The organism is Methylobacter marinus A45, assembly GCF_000383855.1.
Lineage (GTDB): Bacteria > Pseudomonadota > Gammaproteobacteria > Methylococcales > Methylomonadaceae > Methylobacter > Methylobacter marinus.
This window is the reverse complement of the sequence record NZ_KB912877.1, coordinates 2,477,217-2,493,318: the sequence shown is the minus strand read 5'-3', so window position 1 is coordinate 2,493,318 and position 16,102 is coordinate 2,477,217. Positions and strand designations below refer to the sequence as shown.

Sequence of the window (16,102 nt, the reverse complement as noted above, 5' to 3'; positions counted from 1 at the left end):
GTTATACGGCCAGATCTCTGATTCTGATATGGGTCAGGTCTTTATTGTTTGCCACCAGGGCGGCGCAGCGATCCTGTCCCAGGTCAATATCACGCACACGCCATGCCGAAACGGGGCCATATTCCTCAGGCAGGCTTAAAAACGCTACCGGATGCACGGGATTAATGACGCACCTACTCAAGCCCAGCCCCAGTCCCCGCCCTGTCGCCTTGACAAACGCTTCCTTGCGGGTCCAGAAACGGTAAAATTCGCGTGTCTTCATGGCTTCGGGCAATGCATGCCAATAAGCCGCTTCTTCATCGGCCAGGCATTTGTGAACCAGATCGGTCAAACTGGGCCTGTCTTTACAGATTTCGATATCGATGCCCAATTGACAATTCCAGCCCAGAGCCATGACCAGATACGGACCTGAATGGGACAGATTGAATGCCAGTTGCGGATAATCGATCAGATAAGGCTTGCCGTGCTCGCCCTTGCCGATCCGGACAGTTGCCGGATTTTCACGCAGATAATCCGCCAGCAACAGCCTTGTGCGCCCATGCACTTCGACATAGCGTCGATGTATGGCAGGGTTTTTTATACTATCGGCATGCGCCTGCTCGGCCTCATCCAATAAAGGGAGATAGCACTGATAGTACCGCTCATCCGTGGAAATAAGTCCCTGCCAAATATCGACAGTGTCCGTATTCGACATGCCGGCTATCTCAAACTGAAAACACTGGCACGCCCCTCACCGCGCGGATCGCTGGCCGCCGTCAGCGTATGCGTGGTTTTATCCTGCATCACGGCCTGCATATTGCCGTAGCGATAACGCGCTTCCTCCAACTGATGGCCACGCTCCGACAGGCTCTTGATCTCATCGGCGGTCATGGCCTCTTTTTCGTATTGAATCACGTCGGGAATAAACTGGTGATGAAAGCGCGGCACGCGAACCCACGAATCCGGGCCATTGCCGTCGGCAAAATCCAACGCGCCCAGCAACACCATCGAGATAATGCGGCTGCCGCCCGGCGTGCCGAGCACGGCGATGCGCCGCCCGTCCTCCAGGAACACCGGCGTCATGCTGGACAGCATGCGTTTGCCCGGCGCGATGGCATTAGCCAGGCCGCCGACCAGCCCATACACGTTCATGGCGCCCGGCAGACTGACGAAATCGTCCATTTCATCATTCAGCACCACGCCGGTGCCGGCCGCAACCATTCCGGCGCCGAACGGGAAATTAACGCTGAGCGTGGCCGCGACGCGGTTGCCTTCGGCATCGATGATGGAAAAATGTGTGGTATGCGGGCCATCAGGCGCCTCCGCCATATGCCCGGACAGCATCGCGCTCGGCAGTGCCTTATCGGGGCGCAGGCTGCTTCTTAATCCGGCCGCGTAATCTTCGTTCAGTAAGCGCCGGATGGGCATGTCGACAAAATCCGCATCACCCAGATACAGGGCCCGGTCATGATAAGCCCGGCGCATGGCCTCGGCTATCAAATGCTTGCGCGTGACGCTTTCCACCTGCTTCAAATCATAGCCGGACAGAATGTTCAAGGCCTCGATCAACCCGATCCCGCCCGCTGAAGGCGGCGCCGCGCCGGTGATTTTTATTCCGCGATACCAGCCTCTGACCGGCTCCCGCTCGACCACTTGATAATCGGCCAGATCCTGCAATGTCCAGATACCGCCGGCCTTTCTGACGCTGCCTACCAGTTTTTCGGCTACCTCACCGTCGTAGAACCCCTCCCGGCCGTCTTCGGCCAGACGGCTCAAAGTATTAGCCAGATCAGGCTGGCGCAACATCGATTTATAGGCCGGCACAGCGCCGTTATCGAGAAACAACCGGGCCGCTTCCGGGTCTTTTTTCATTACCTCGATTCTGAATTTGAGCAACTTGCGGTGTCTCTCGCCGATGGCAAAGCCATCGCGCGCGTAGCGAATTGCCGGTGCCAGGCTTTGCGCCAGCGGCAGGCGCCCGTATTTTTCCGACAGATGCGCCAGCGCCGCCGGCATGCCGGGTATGGCGGCCGCCAGTGCGCCGTCGACCGATAATCGCGATATCACTTTGCCGCTGTTATCGAGAAACATGTCGCGATGGGCCGCCAGCGGCGCTTTTTCGCGCCCGTCTATCATTGTCTCAAAGCCGTCATCGGCTCTGTGCAACAACCAGAAACCGCCGCCCCCCAACCCCGAACCGGACGGCTCGACCACGGCCAGCGCGGCACTGACCGCGACTGCCGCATCGAACACATTGCCCCCCTGGTTAAGAATTTCAAAACCGGCCTCGGTTGCCAAAGGGTGTGCACTGGCAATGGCGGCCTTGCCGTCGGCATAAACCTGCGTTCCCCAAAAAACCGCCATTAAAACCAACGTTGCACAACTGTTTTTTAACATCTTTTCCCCTGATCGAATTGTAATTGATGAATGAAATGACTTATTTTTTTGATTAAACCACAGGGCATCCCCAGGTCACAGTAATAAATCAGCTTAGTCCATGGCCCTTCGAAACCCGACGACTGGACGGTCTGTCTTCATTGCATCGACTGAATGCGCGTTTGCTCATATTGTGCCGTAACTACCATGTGTGTTATACATTAAGGTGCCTTAATTTTTTAATCAAAATGAGGCAGTAATAATTCTAAACATAAACATACAAGGATCTGCTGTTATGAAATTGAAATATACTACTGTTTTAGTTGGCGCTTTTGCTCTTTGCCTGAGCGCTCAATCCAATGCGACGGAACATCATACAGCGCAAGCGCTGGAACATTCCGCAATGGCAACCGCGCATGGACAGGATGGTCATCCGGACCAGCTGCTCAAGCATGCCGAAGAAGGTTTGAAGCACGCTGAAGCCGCGGAAAAAGAACACGCCGAAGCCCATAAACATATGACCGAAGCGGTTAAACATTTAAAAGAATCCATAGAGCATGCCAAGAAAGGTCATGCCGATGTAGGTACCAAACATGCCGAAGAAGCGATGGTGCATATGCGTCAATCCATTGGCCAATAAGAAAACCCAGCAATGGTGAAAGCGGGTGCAATCCAGTTATTGCACCCGCTTTTTTGTCTGTCCTTATAAATTCTGCTGGTTACCAACACCTGCCTGATAAAAAGCTTATTTCTCTATGTCAGATAAAAAATATACGCTCGGCTTTATCGGTATCGGCTTGATGGGCAAGCCGATGACTTTACGTCTGCTCGATGCCGGCTTTAAGGTCAACGTCTGGAACCGCAGCCCCGAGAAGCTGGTCCCGGTCACCGAAGCCGGCGCACTGGCCCAGGACACAATCGCTGACCTGGTCCAGGCCTCCGATGTCATCATCCTGTGCCTGGCCGATACGGCCGCGGTCGAATCCGTTGTTAACAACGCTATTCTGGCCAGCGGTTCGGCCGGCAAATTACTGATAGACCTGTCCAGCATTCATCCCGAAACGACACGGCAGCTGGCTGCGGCAGTGCATGAAACCTGCGGCATGGGTTGGGTCGATGCGCCAGTCTCGGGCGGTGTCGCCGGCGCCCAGCAAGGCAATCTCGCAATCATGGCCGGCGGCAGCGCTGAAAATATTGAAATTGCGCATTATGTGCTGGCGCCGCTGTGTCAGCAGTTGACGCATATGGGCGATGTCGGCAGCGGCCAGATGACCAAAATATGCAATCAGATGATCGTCAGCTGCAATGTCATGGTCATCGCCGAAATGATGGCGCTGGCGAAACAGGCCGGCGTCGACGCCGAAAAAATCCCGGCCGCGCTGGCCGGCGGCTTTGCCGACTCCAAACCGTTGCAGATCGTCGGCCCGGAAATGGCGGCCGGGACGTTTGAGCCCGTTAAATGGCGCGTCAAAACGTTGCTGAAAGACCTGAACATGGCGGTCGACGTCTCGACCCGGCAAGGCAATGCCGTGCCGATGTCGGCCCTGGCCGCGCAACTGATGCAATTGCATGGGCGGCAGGGTTTTCTTGAGCAGGACCCGTCCACGTTAATCAAGCTGTTCGACAAAGCCGATGCTTAACTTTACCGCCAACCTGAGCCTGTTGTTTACCGAAGCCGAACTGGTCGATCGCTTTGAGGCGGCCAGACAACAAGGCTTTTCCGCCGTCGAGATCCAGTTTCCGTATGGGCTGGAGGCAGAAACGCTGCAAAAGGCGCTGACTGAGGCCGGACAAAAGCTGGTGCTGTTCAATGTCGATGCCGATGATCTGTTACAGGGTGGCGAAGGACTGGCCTGCGTGCCGGAAAAACAGACTCGGTTCCGGCAGGCGATCGCGCAAACGCTCGCTTATGCCAAGGTGCTGAAGCCGGTCGCGATCAATGTGCTGCCGGGGCGCTGCCTTAATCAAAGCCGGTTGTCGGAGTATCTGCAAACCTTTAGGGAAAATCTGTGTTTTGCCGCCGATGCCTTTGCACCGTTGGGCATCAAAACGGTTTTTGAAGCGATCAACACGCACGACATGCCCGGCTTTATTATCCATAGCAGTGCGCAGATGCTGGCTGTGCTGGATGAACTGAACCGCCCCGACCTGCTCATGCAGTACGACATTTATCACATGCGGATGATGGGCGAAGAGCCGGCCGGATTTATTGCCGAGCATGCGGGCAAAATTGGCCATATCCAGTTCGCCGACTGTCCCGGACGGGCTCAGCCCGGCACTGGAGGGATCGATTTTGAACCGATTTTTTCGGCGATTGAAAATTCGGGCTATCGGGGCTGGGTAGGCGCCGAATACAAGCCGACAGGGACGACTGCGGACAGCCTAGACTGGTTTTTAAGAGGTGAAGATCACGCCGATAAAACAGCGTGATCTTCGCGATGGATACGAATCTTATTGTGTCAGTTTTAAATATTTCTGGTACAGACTGTCTTTATCCTCGACATGCTTGGGATCTTTGTCGATGCAGTCGACCGGACACACCTCTATGCATTGCGGCACATCGTGATGGCCTACGCATTCGGTGCACATTTCAGGATTGATGACGTAGATGTCCTCGCCCTGGGAAATAGCGCCGTTTGGGCACTCGGGTTCACAGACATCGCAATTGATGCATTCATCACTAATAATAAGGGACATACTTACTCCTAACTAAACTTCCCAATTAAATGTTGTAACACAAGTTCAGGGACAAAACTCGACACATCGCCTTTCAGCTGCGCGATCTCTCTGATCATGCTTGAAGAAATAAATTCATATTGTTCGGCCGGTGTTAAAAAAACCGTTTCAAGATCCGGCGCCAGACGCCGGTTCATGCCGGCCAGCTGAAATTCATATTCGAAGTCGGAAACCGCGCGCAAGCCTCTTAAAATCACATGCGCACCCTGCTGTTTGGCGCATTCGACCAATAGATTGTCAAACCCGATCACCTCGACATTCGCATATTCGGTCGTCACGCCTTGCGCCAGCGCGACGCGCTCTTCAATCGAAAACAACGGCGATTTGCCGCGGTTGACGGCGACTGCGACGATGATTTTGCCATAAAGCTTGGAGGCCCTGGCAATTAGATCCAGATGGCCGTTGGTGATGGGATCGAATGTGCCGGGATAGATCGCGGTAATATTCATATGACAGCTGTAAAAAACTGCCCATTTTATATCAAGATCATGCCTTGAAAAAATAAATCAGCCTAATCGTTCGAATAAATGATAGCCGACCTCGCCCGCGGCTTTGCTTTTCAGGCACTGCCAGTTAGCCGGCATGCCGGTAAGATCGAGCTTGCGCTCCGTTTCGACATAGATTTTGGCATGGGCTGACAGCCAGCCTTTTTCTTCCAGCCACTGACAGGTTTGTACCGCCAGACCCTTGGCGAACGGCGGATCCATGAACACGATATCGAATGCTTCGGCATCGCCGGCCAGATAGCGCAAGACATCCATTTGCACAATCCTGATCTGGCCGGCGGCCAGCGCGACTGCGTTCTCCTTTAAGCTGCGGCAGGCCTGGGCGTTATCTTCCACCTGTATAACCGAGGCGGCACCCCTGGACGCCGCCTCGAATCCCAGCGCGCCGCTGCCCGCATATAAATCCAGGCAGCGTTTGCCGATGATCTCGCCTTGCAGCCAGTTGAACAGCGTTTCCCGAACTCTTGCCGGTGTCGGCCTTAAGCCGGGTTGGTCGACGAAGTTTAATTGCCGGCTACGCCATTCTCCTCCGATGATTCTGAGCTTATTTTTCACTTTTCGCCTGATTTCCGCCCACCGTAACGGTTTGCAGCAATTGCGGATCGATGCGGCGTTTAAACGCATCACGGATCGAAGCGGCTGTCACCTGCTCAACTTTTTGCTGGAACGTATCCAGATAATCCAGCGGTAGCTCATAAAAACCGATCATGGCTACATAATTGACCAGTTCCTTGTTGGTATCGAAACGCATCGCGAAACCGCCGGTGATATTTTTCTGGGCAGCCGTCAGCTCGGTTTCTGTCGGCCCCTTCTCGATGAACTCCTGCAGAGTTTTATTGAGCACTTCCAGCGCTTCCTGGGTCTGGTCATTACGTGTTTGCAGGCTCATTACAAACGGCCCCTTTCTGAACATCGGCATGAATGAGCTGGATGCGCTGTAGGCCAGCCCCCGTTTTTCCCTGATTTCATTAAAAAGCCTGGACACCAGAACGGCTCCGCCCAGAATATGATTGCCGACAAACAGGTCGAAATAATCGTCATCCTTGCGGTAAGTGCCGGGCATGCCCGCCAGCACATGCGTTTGCGAGGAAGGAAAGTCGGTATGCCGTTGCGTCGCTTTCAGCGGCATCGTCACTTCTGGCAGCGGCTCGGGTTTTTGTCCTGCCGGCAGATCGGCAACCAGTCTTTCCGCCGTTTGTTCCGCCTGCTTTCTGTTCAAATCGCCGACTATCACGACAATGGCGTTGGCAGCCACATAGTATTTCCGGTAAAACTCGCGCAGATCATCGGCATTAAAACCGCTCACGGTTTCAATGATTCCATCACTGGGATGCGCATAAGGGTGATCCCCGTAGATAGCCTTGTAAAAGGCGATACGCGCTATTTGAGCCGGTGATTCTTCGCGTTGTTTCAGCGCGGCCAGGGTTCGGCTTTTTTCACGTTGAAAATCAGCTTCGTTGAAAGCCGGTCTGGTTAGAATGGCCTGCAGCGTTTCCAGCGCTTTATCGAATAGTTTTTGATCGGTCAATGTGCGCAGCGATACCCAGGCCATGTCATCGGAAATGCCCGATCCTACAACCGCGCCGACGCTTTCAAAACGTTGCGCGATTTCATCGGCATTCCAGTCGCCGGCCCCGGTATCCAGTAACGCCGATGTCAGCGCCGCAATACCCAACTGGGCGCCGTCGCGCGCGCTGCCGGCATCAAAGGCAACCTGAATATCGGCCATCGGCAAGCCTTCGGTTTGGACATAATAAACCCGGCTTCCCTGGGCCGTTTGCCAGTGTTCTATCTTGGCCGCCGACCAGACCGTCTGACTGAACAATAAAAAAACGAGACTTATCAAACTAGCGCGCATCATGCTCTCCTTGGGTTGTTGGGCTGACTTTGTTTTCGTTGATTGGCTGAGGTTCCAGGTAAGCGATATTCAGCCGGTCTTTAATCAGATATTTACGGGCGACCTCACGCACCTGCTCCGCCGTCACCTGATTGACCTTATCGACATATTCGTCCACTTTCTGCCAACCTAGTCCGACCGTTTCGGTCATGCCCAACTGCATGGCCTGGTAGAACATCGAATCACGCTCGTAAACGTCGCTGGCCAATACCTGCGCCTTGATGCGCTGCAGTTCTTCTTTACTGATCAATTCGTTTTGCAGTTTGGTTACTTCCTCCATCAACGCCGACTCCAGGTCTTCCACCGTCTTACCTTGGGCCGGGGTCGCCTCCAGTACGAACAGGTCCGATAACCGGGATGTCAGATCATACCCGGCGCCGGCCGAAACCGCGATTTGCTTGCCGCGCACCAACTCTGACGCCAGCCGGGCACTATTGCCACCATCCAGCACGCCGGCCAGAACTTCCAGCGCATAGGCCTCCCACTCCTGTTCCGCGGTTTTCAGGCTGGGTACTTTATAGCCCATGATGATGTAAGGCAGTTTTGCCGGCAGTTTGATCGTCATCCGCCTGACGCCGATCTGTTCGACTTCGGTCCGCGGCTTCAGCGGTTTGATCTCGCTGGGCTTCAGCGGGGCGAAGTATTTCTCGGCCAGTTTGAAGACCGCCTTCGGTTCGACATCGCCGACAACGACCAGCGTCGCATTGTTCGGCGCATACCAGCGCTGGTACCAGGCCTGAAGATCCTCCACGGTGTAACTGGCGATATCGGCGGGCCAGCCGATCACGGGGTTCTTGTAAGGGCTGTTGGTATGCGCCATGGCCATAAAGTATTCCTGCATTTTGGCCCGCGGCTTGTCGTCGGTACGCATCCTGCGTTCTTCGGTTACCACTTGCAGTTCTTTCTTCAGTTCTTCATCGAGCAAATTCAGGTTGCGCATTCTATCCGCTTCCAGTTCAAAACTGACTTCCAGCCGGGATTTCTCCATGGTCTGGAAATAGGCCGTGTAATCCTGGCCGGTAAAGGCATTTTCATCGCCGCCATTTTCGGCGATGATGCGCGAGAATTCACCGGGCGGATGCTTGTCCGTGCCTTTGAACATCATATGTTCAAGCATATGAGAGATGCCGGTAATGCCGCCCGGCTCGTAACTGGATCCGACTTTGTACCAGACCTGGGAAACCACGACCGGAGATCTATGGTCTTCCTTGACCAGAACTTTTAATCCATTCCCTAAAACCCGCTCGGAGACCTTTGTCTCGGCGCTGCTGGCAAAGACCGGCAGGCATAACAATATGGCAAACAGTAATCGATTCTTCATAACTCCCTCTTTATGTAAATGGTAGCGCTTCCGACTATTTCAATAATTAATAGTTCACGGTATTCTATACAATAATGAAAAAGTTGGAATTTATTAAATAATGACAAGCGACTCTACCCTGCTCTCCTGGCGAAACTATCTTGAGCTGTGCAAACCGAAGGTGGTTGCGCTGATCGTGTTTACCGCGGTTGTCGGCATGTTGCTGGCGGTGCCAGGCATGCCGCCCCTGGACACGCTTATTTACAGCACTGTAGGCATCGCGCTGGCGGCCTCTTCGGCGGCGGCCATCAATCATTTCATCGATCAGAAAGCTGATGCGGAGATGAAGCGCACGCAAAACCGGCCCTTGCCGAAAGGCGAATTGAGTTCCAGGAATGTCATTATTTTCGCCCTGGTCCTAGGCGTAATTGCGATGGCGCTGTTGATTTTCATGGTCAACCCGCTGACGGCGGTGCTGACTTTTCTGTCATTGATCGGCTATGCCATTATCTATACCGTCTACCTGAAAAGAATGACACCGCAGAACATCGTGATCGGCGGCGCCGCCGGTGCGGCGCCGCCCCTGCTTGGCTGGTGCGCCATGACCGGCGAATTACATCCTTATGCGCTGCTGCTGTTTTTGATCATTTTCGTCTGGACACCACCGCATTTCTGGGCGCTGGCCATTGCCCGCCGCGAAGAATATGCCAAAGTTGAAATCCCGATGCTGCCGGTTACGCACGGCCCGGAATTTACCCGGTTGCATATTCTGCTCTATACCGTACTATTGTTGATCGTGACGTTACTGCCTTATCTGACTGGCATGAGCGGACTGATCTATGTGGCGACTGCCGTACCGTTAGGCCTCGGCTTTATTTATTTCGCCATTTTGATGATGCGCCGGAAAGATGACAGAACCGCCATGCGAACTTTCGGCTATTCGATTATTTATTTAATGGTTATGTTTGCCGCCCTATTAATCGACCATTATGTGGTATTAACCTTATGAAATTGACACATCACGAGCAGACGCCGCATCCGGAACATCCGTTCGCCGAATACATACGTATTCTCGGCAAGGGCAAGAAAGGTTCGAGGCCGCTGACGCAGGATGAAGCCTATCAGGCCATGAAAATGATTCTGGCGGAAGAAGTGCAGCCGATTCAGCTGGGCGCTTTTTTGATGCTGATGCGGGTTAAGGAGGAAACGCCGGAAGAATTGGCGGGCTTTGCCCAAGCAGCCCGAGAATCATTTGATCTTGTCGGCCCTGCCGCCACCGTCGATCTGGACTGGTCTTCGTATGCCGGTAAACGCCGCCATCTGCCCTGGTTTCTGCTATCTGCCCTGTTACTGGCCGAAAATGGCATCAAGGTTTTCATGCATGGCGCGGAAGGCCATACGGCCGGCAGGATCTACACACAGGATGTGCTCAAGTTTTTAGGCATTCAGCACGCCCATTCCATAGCCGAAGCCGCACAACAAATCGAGCAACATCATTTCAGTTACCTGTCGCTGGAACATTTCTGTCCGAAACTGCATGAGATTATAGAACTGCGTCCGATACTGGGCTTGCGTTCACCGGTTCATACGCTGGTCCGGCTTTTGAATCCTTTTAATGCCGACTACAGCATTCAGGGCATCTTCCATCCCGGCTACCGACCGGTCCACCAGCAAGCCGCCGCCTTGTTGAATCAACCGCATATGGCCGTGTTGAAAGGCGAAGGCGGCGAGACCGAACGTAATCCCGACATGGACTGCCTGGTACAAAGCGTCCACGAAGGGCAATTATCGGACGAAAACTGGCCGGCTTTATTCACTCACCGCCATGTCAAACCGGAATTACTCGACCCGCGACAGCTGGCTTTGATCTGGCGGGGCAAAATCGATGACGAATTTGCCGAAGCCGCCATCATAGGCACGGCGGCAATTGCGCTGAAACTGTTAGGCAAGGCCGAAACCCAGCAGCAGGCGCACGAACTGGCCGCGGCTTACTGGACAGGCAGGGATAAGCAAAAGTACGCAGGTTCTTAATCCGCTCTATCCGTGGCCGCCAAGCGCATGTTGTCGCTGCTATTGCTTTATTTGCTCCTGTTGCTGGTCGTTTTTCTGTTTCAGCGAAAAATGATCTACTTCCCCGCTCAGCACGCGCCAGAACGGCAACAGGAACTGGCCCGGCAATTGAACCTCAAACTCTGGCCAACGAATGATGATTATCTCGGACTGATCTCGCAAACACCCCCGGAAACTGACAGAGGTACGGTCATCGTTTTCCACGGTAACGCCGGCTCGGCAATCAATCGTATTTATTATTCGCAAGCCCTGGAACCGCTCGGTTATCGCGTCATCCTGGCCGAATACCCGGGCTATGGAGCCCGAACGGGCAAGCCTTCGGAAACAGTCTTGATTTCAAATGGCATTGAAACGGCTAAACAGGCTTTGCATGACTTTGGCGGCCCGCTGTTTCTCTGGGGCGAATCGCTCGGCAGCGGCATCGTTTCAGGCATTGTGGCCAGCGGCGAAGTGGCGGTGAAAGGCATTGTGTTAATCACGCCGTTTGACAGCATGGCTAATATCGCCCACCATCATTACCGGTTTTTGCTGGCCAAATGGCTAATCCGGGATCGGTACGACAACAGCAAAAATCTGCAGGACTACATGGGAAGCACGGCGGTTGTTCTGGCCGAAGCCGATGAAATCATTCCCGTTAAATACGGCGACAGGCTGTTCGATTCACTGCGGCACCGCAAGAAGCGCTGGCGCTTTAAGGGCTCCAACCACAACGATCTGCCATTGGCTCCCGGCATGCCTTGGTGGCAAGAGGTTATGCAATTTGTTTCAGATCAAGAAGGGAGCGCCGTTCACAGCCGTATTGACGATATACAGATACTTTAACCCGATCACTATCCCGGCATCGGCGGCGTCAACCGACAGGATTTGAACCTCTCCTTCCAGTTCCAGCTGCTCAAATTCAAACTGGGCTTTCATGCCTGCTTCGACGGCTATGGCTTCAGACAGACGAATCATTAAACCGTCCGCCGAAACATTGACGGTGGTAAATTCCAAATATTCGTCATTTAACCGGATACGCCCCGGCGCCGCCATGTATTTACTGTAAAAATTTTTCTTATACGGCTGATCATCAACATCATGGCAAATACGCTTAAACTCCATGGCAATAAAAGTATGTTCGTCATCCATGTCGACTCTGACGATCTCCGCATTGCCAACTAAACACATTTCCGGAAAGCGTACATCTATCATTGTCGACGCCGAAATGACCTCGTAAATAGCCTCAGCACTTTCATAACCCTGCCTGCAGTTCAATTCGGCAAGCGCCCCGGTTATGGATAAGTTTCTAACGGTAATTTCCCGCGCTTCCCCCCTCATATAAATCAAACCATGCGATGTTAAATTTTTACGGTAAGGTCGTTTTACATAGTACATCTGAGGTTTCCTTGCTTGATTATCAGTTTATGGCAGCTTGCTTGCTGTACAAGACTATGACATGTCATTATATTGCTGAGTTCGTATTATCGGTTGTTTTTTCTAACTCTGTCTATAGTCTTCAGTTTTTCAATTCCGTGCTTTATCATGAAGAAACCGCTCATTCTGCCCCTGCTACTTTCTCTAACAGCCTGCATGGCTATGCCCCCTAAAAACAGCGACAATATCTGCGTGACTTTCAAGGAAAAAGATAACTGGCATGACCATGCCAGAAAGTCATTTGAGCGATGGGGCGTGCCTGTTCATGTCCAGATGGCCATCATGCATCAGGAGTCGCATTTTGTCGCCGATGCACGGCCGCCCCGCCCCTGGCTGCTGGGTATTATTCCCTGGTTCAGAGCCAGCAGTGCCTATGGCTATGCGCAGGCGAAAGACGAAACCTGGGACAGCTATATCAATAACGCCGGCAGTTGGTGGGCTGATCGCGACGAATTTGACGATGCCGCTGATTTCATCGGCTGGTACTGCAATATCAGTTACAAGAAGCTGGGCATACCAAAATGGGACACAAGAAATTTATACCTCGCCTACCACGAGGGCCACGGCGGTTATCAACGCAAAAACTATTTGAAGAAGCCCTGGTTAATGCAGGTCGCCAACAAAGTAGCCAGGCGGGCGCAAATATTTCAAAACCAATTAAGTACCTGTAACAAGAATTAAACGGCAACAGCCGGTTTTTTTGGTAAACTACCCGCTTCACATTAACGCCATAAAAGGGGGAAAACCGTGAGAAAACTTCAAACTCGAATTCTTTCTGTTATCACCATCATTCTTATAGGAATCACTATGTTTTCAATGGCTAACGCCACTACACCCGAAGAAAATAAAGCCGCTGGCGAAGCATTTCTGGCGGAAAACGCCAAGAAACCCAATATCATCACAACCGCGAGCGGCCTGCAATACGAAATCCTGAAAAAAGGCGAGGGCGCGACGCCTTCGGCCACCGATAATGTCACGGTACATTACAAAGGCACAACGATTGACGGTGAAGAGTTTGACAGTTCCTACAGCAGGGGCGAGCCTGCCACATTCCCCTTAAACCGGGTCATCGCCGGCTGGACCGAAGGCGTTCAATTAATGCAGGAAGGCGCTAAATACCGCTTTTACATCCCTTCGGACTTAGCTTATGGCGCTCATGGCGCAGGCCGCGCAATCGGTCCGAACGCCGCTTTGATCTTTGACGTTGAACTGATCAAAGTTCAATAAACAAAGCTAACATCCAAAACACCTGCGTGGCGCATAATCCGCCAGTTTAAAACCTTGCCTTATAGGGGCTATCGGCCGAGAAGCCATGCTAAAGCCGATAGCCAACCGATATTTCCCCAGCCTTGTTTGACCATGCCTACTTATCAATTATTTGCCACGACACCCAAAGCAATGGAGACTATTCTTACCGAAGAACTCCAGGCTCTCGGCATCAAGAATACCAAGCCAACCATGGCGGGCGTCGCATTTGAAGGCAGCCTGGAAACAGCCTACCGGGCTTGTTTATGGTCCAGAACGGCAAACCGGGTTTTACTGGTCCTGAGCTCTTTTGAAGTGAAAACCCAGGACGACCTGTACTACGGCGTCAAGAAAATCAACTGGTTTGAGCATTTACGGCCGGAAGGCAGCTTCGCTGTCTCGTTCAGCGCCAAGAACTCGCCAGTCATTAACAATACGCATTTTGGTGCCTTAAAAGTTAAGGATGCGATTGTCGACCAGATGCGCGCCAAATTTCAAAAGCGCCCGAGCATCAATACCGAACAGCCCGATATCCGCATCAATGTTTATTTGCATGGAACCACGGCACAACTCAGCCTGGACCTTTCCGGCGAAAGCCTGCATCGGCGCGGATATCGCGATATCAACATCAAGGCTCCAATCAAGGAAAACCTGGCCGCTGCCATGCTGTTGCGGAGCGGCTGGCCTGAAATCGCCCGGCGACAGGGATCACTGATCGACCCGATGTGCGGCTCGGGCACCTTGTTGTTGGAAGGTGCGATGATCGTCGCCGATTATGCGCCGGGTCTGCTGCGTGATTATTTCGGCTTTATAGGCTGGAAAAAACACGATGCCGAAAGCTGGAAGAAACTGCGCGCGGAAGCCGAACAGCGTAAAATAACCGGGCTTGAAAACATGCCTGTCATCGTTGGTTTCGATCAGAACCGCCACACGATCAATGCCGCCTTAACGCATATCACCAATGCCGGTCTGCAACATAAAATCCATGTCGAGCGTCGTGATATCGGCGATGCTCAGCCAGCGGAAAGCTGGAAGCCTGGACTGGTCATCTGTAATCCGCCTTATGGCGAACGGCTCGGCAGCGAAGAGGATACGGCCGCGTTGTATAAGCGCTTCGGCGATATCCTGAAAGCGCATTTTACCGGCTGGAAAGCCGCCATGATCATCAGCAACCCGGAGTTGGGCTTTCGCTTGGGGATACGTTCGCAAAAACCAATTACGCTGTTCAACGGCGCGCTCGAATGCAAGCTTCTGCGCTTTACCGTTGAAGACAACGCTTTTTTTACGCCTAAAGCCAAAACGCAGGAAGAACGGCTGAGCCAAATCACCGAGACCAGCAAGAAACAGTCCGCCGATGCCGGTGCCGACATGTTTTCCAACCGGCTTAAAAAGAACCTTAAAAAGCTTTCCAAATGGGCCAGGCAAAACCGGATCAGCTGCTATCGCGTTTATGACGCCGATTTACCGGAGTATGCGGTCGCTGTTGATATTTATCAGGGCGAGCAAACCTGGGTCAACGTACAGGAATACGAACCACCCAAAAGTATTGATCAGCACAAGGCCGATCAGCGCCTGGCCGGCGTGCTGGCGGAAATACCACGCGTACTGCAGATCAGTCCGAACCAGGTGTTCCTGAAAATCCGCCGCAAGCAAAAAAGTACCGAGCAGTATGAAAAACACAGCGACTCCGGCGTTTTTTATATCATCGAAGAGGGCGGTTGCAAATTACAGGTCAATTTTGAAGATTATCTGGATACCGGCTTGTTTCTGGATCACCGGCCTATTCGCCTGATGATCCAGAAACAAGCCCGGGGCAAACGCTTCTTGAATCTGTTTGCCTATACCGGCAGCGCGACCGTACATGCCGCCGTCGGCGGCGCCCGATCGACCACAACAGTCGATATGTCCCATACCTATCTGAACTGGGCAAAAAAGAATCTGCAATTGAATAACGTACAGGGCGACCATGAATTCATCCAGGCCGACTGCCTGGAATGGCTGGCAACTGAAGCCAAACAACCTTATTGCCGGCAATATGATTTGATTTTTCTCGACCCGCCGACTTTTTCCAATTCAAAACGCATGGATAACGTGTTTGATGTGCAAACCGATCATGTGTCTTTGATCAAGCATGCCATGTCACTGCTGGCGCCGGACGGCATTTTATACTTCTCGACTAATTTCAGGCGTTTTAAACTCGACAGGCCCGCCTTGTCCGGGCTAATGATCGAGGATATTACCGCAGCCACTATCCCCGAGGATTTTGCCCGCAATCCGAAAATCCATTATTGCTGGAGGATACAGGCATGATGCGTAAAGTGAAGATTCTGGTTTCCGGCCGGGTTCAGGGCGTTTATTTTCGCGCCTTTACCCAGAACAAGGCCAGGCAGTTGAATGTGAAGGGCTACGCCCGTAACTTGCCGGATGGACGCGTTGAGATTATTGCCGAAGCGGATAACTCGATCCTGGAAGAGTTCATCAAATGGTGTGCTAAAGGGCCGTTAACGGCCCGCGTCGATCACATTGAAATGACAGAATTACAACCTGATGAACAATTAACATCTTTCGACATCAGATAAG

Annotated in this window: 18 protein-coding genes; 10 read left to right on the top strand and 8 right to left on the bottom strand. The window is 52.8% G+C overall.

Translation table 11 applies throughout. The features are described 5' to 3' along the window. Position 1 precedes the first annotated feature (1 nt). Together METMA_RS0111710 and ggt are read right to left on the bottom strand one after the other, a co-directional pair. Complete coding sequence (locus tag METMA_RS0111710) at positions 2-694, bottom strand: 4'-phosphopantetheinyl transferase family protein (RefSeq protein WP_020159277.1); 693 nt, start codon at positions 692-694, stop codon at positions 2-4. Positions 695-699: 5 nt separating this feature from the next. Next, positions 700-2,376, bottom strand: coding sequence for a gamma-glutamyltransferase (ggt, locus tag METMA_RS0111705; RefSeq protein ID WP_020159276.1), 1,677 nt, complete (start codon positions 2,374-2,376; stop codon positions 700-702). 274 nt (positions 2,377-2,650) lie between these two features. Between ggt and smbP the strand changes: the two genes are divergently transcribed. The 3 genes from smbP (at position 2,651) to METMA_RS0111690 (ending at position 4,785) form a co-directional block, all read left to right on the top strand. Beyond that, positions 2,651-2,995 carry a small metal-binding protein SmbP gene (gene smbP / locus METMA_RS0111700; RefSeq protein ID WP_020159275.1) on the top strand — a complete coding sequence of 115 codons (345 nt, stop codon included), beginning with the start codon at positions 2,651-2,653 and terminating at the stop codon, positions 2,993-2,995. 115 nt (positions 2,996-3,110) lie between these two features. Beyond that, positions 3,111-3,995, top strand: coding sequence for an NAD(P)-dependent oxidoreductase (locus METMA_RS0111695; RefSeq protein WP_020159274.1), 885 nt, complete (start codon positions 3,111-3,113; stop codon positions 3,993-3,995). Beyond that, positions 3,988-4,785, top strand: coding sequence for a hydroxypyruvate isomerase family protein (locus METMA_RS0111690; RefSeq protein ID WP_020159273.1), 798 nt, complete (start codon positions 3,988-3,990; stop codon positions 4,783-4,785). The genes METMA_RS0111695 and METMA_RS0111690 overlap by 8 nt, the downstream gene beginning before the upstream one ends. A 21-nt stretch (positions 4,786-4,806) precedes the next feature. Here METMA_RS0111690 and METMA_RS26460 read toward each other — a convergent pair whose 3' ends face one another. From METMA_RS26460 to METMA_RS0111665, 5 genes are read right to left on the bottom strand one after another with little or no spacing between them, the layout of a single operon-like run. Next, a complete protein-coding gene (locus tag METMA_RS26460; RefSeq protein WP_081917760.1) occupies positions 4,807-5,052 on the bottom strand; it encodes a YfhL family 4Fe-4S dicluster ferredoxin in 246 nt (81 codons plus the stop codon). Between the two features lie 8 nt (positions 5,053-5,060). Continuing rightward, entirely contained in the window at positions 5,061-5,540 is a 480-nt protein-coding gene (coaD, locus tag METMA_RS0111680) for a pantetheine-phosphate adenylyltransferase (RefSeq protein ID WP_020159271.1), read from the bottom strand. Between the two features lie 57 nt (positions 5,541-5,597). After that, entirely contained in the window at positions 5,598-6,152 is a 555-nt protein-coding gene (gene rsmD, locus METMA_RS0111675) for a 16S rRNA (guanine(966)-N(2))-methyltransferase RsmD (protein WP_020159270.1), read from the bottom strand. Continuing rightward, positions 6,142-7,455 carry a M16 family metallopeptidase gene (locus METMA_RS0111670; RefSeq protein ID WP_020159269.1) on the bottom strand — a complete coding sequence of 438 codons (1,314 nt, stop codon included), beginning with the start codon at positions 7,453-7,455 and terminating at the stop codon, positions 6,142-6,144. Before METMA_RS0111670 ends, rsmD begins: the two co-directional genes overlap by 11 nt. Then, entirely contained in the window at positions 7,445-8,815 is a 1,371-nt protein-coding gene (locus METMA_RS0111665) for a M16 family metallopeptidase (RefSeq protein WP_020159268.1), read from the bottom strand. Before METMA_RS0111665 ends, METMA_RS0111670 begins: the two co-directional genes overlap by 11 nt. A 100-nt stretch (positions 8,816-8,915) precedes the next feature. Here METMA_RS0111665 and cyoE point away from each other — a divergent pair, with 100 nt between their 5' ends. From cyoE to METMA_RS0111650, 3 genes are read left to right on the top strand one after another with little or no spacing between them, the layout of a single operon-like run. Continuing rightward, positions 8,916-9,803: a heme o synthase gene (cyoE, locus tag METMA_RS0111660; protein WP_027147260.1), complete on the top strand. Its 888-nt coding sequence runs from the start codon at positions 8,916-8,918 to the stop codon at positions 9,801-9,803. Further along, a complete protein-coding gene (locus tag METMA_RS0111655; protein ID WP_020159266.1) occupies positions 9,800-10,825 on the top strand; it encodes a glycosyl transferase family protein in 1,026 nt (341 codons plus the stop codon). Before cyoE ends, METMA_RS0111655 begins: the two co-directional genes overlap by 4 nt. 27 nt (positions 10,826-10,852) lie before the next feature. Further along, positions 10,853-11,686 (top strand): alpha/beta hydrolase, encoded by an 834-nt coding sequence (locus METMA_RS0111650; RefSeq protein WP_040591171.1) that lies wholly within the window; start codon positions 10,853-10,855, stop codon positions 11,684-11,686. Here METMA_RS0111650 and METMA_RS0111645 read toward each other — a convergent pair. After that, the gene (locus tag METMA_RS0111645; protein WP_232216346.1) at positions 11,630-12,055 is read right to left on the bottom strand and encodes a hypothetical protein; all 426 of its coding nucleotides are present in this window, start codon (positions 12,053-12,055) and stop codon (positions 11,630-11,632) included. The genes METMA_RS0111650 and METMA_RS0111645 overlap by 57 nt on opposite strands. Before the next feature lie 378 nt (positions 12,056-12,433). Between METMA_RS0111645 and METMA_RS0111640 the strand changes: the two genes are divergently transcribed. The 4 genes from METMA_RS0111640 to METMA_RS0111625 all read left to right on the top strand — a co-directional run bounded on the left by METMA_RS0111640 (position 12,434) and on the right by METMA_RS0111625 (position 16,101). Next, entirely contained in the window at positions 12,434-12,958 is a 525-nt protein-coding gene (locus tag METMA_RS0111640) for a transglycosylase SLT domain-containing protein (RefSeq protein WP_408605803.1), read from the top strand. A gap of 126 nt (positions 12,959-13,084) precedes the next feature. Further along, positions 13,085-13,504, top strand: coding sequence for an FKBP-type peptidyl-prolyl cis-trans isomerase (locus METMA_RS0111635; protein WP_020159262.1), 420 nt, complete (start codon positions 13,085-13,087; stop codon positions 13,502-13,504). A gap of 132 nt (positions 13,505-13,636) precedes the next feature. Further along, entirely contained in the window at positions 13,637-15,832 is a 2,196-nt protein-coding gene (rlmKL, locus tag METMA_RS0111630; RefSeq protein WP_027147257.1) for a bifunctional 23S rRNA (guanine(2069)-N(7))-methyltransferase RlmK/23S rRNA (guanine(2445)-N(2))-methyltransferase RlmL, read from the top strand. Continuing rightward, entirely contained in the window at positions 15,829-16,101 is a 273-nt protein-coding gene (locus tag METMA_RS0111625; RefSeq protein ID WP_020159260.1) for an acylphosphatase, read from the top strand. Before rlmKL ends, METMA_RS0111625 begins: the two co-directional genes overlap by 4 nt. Position 16,102 lies beyond the last annotated feature (1 nt).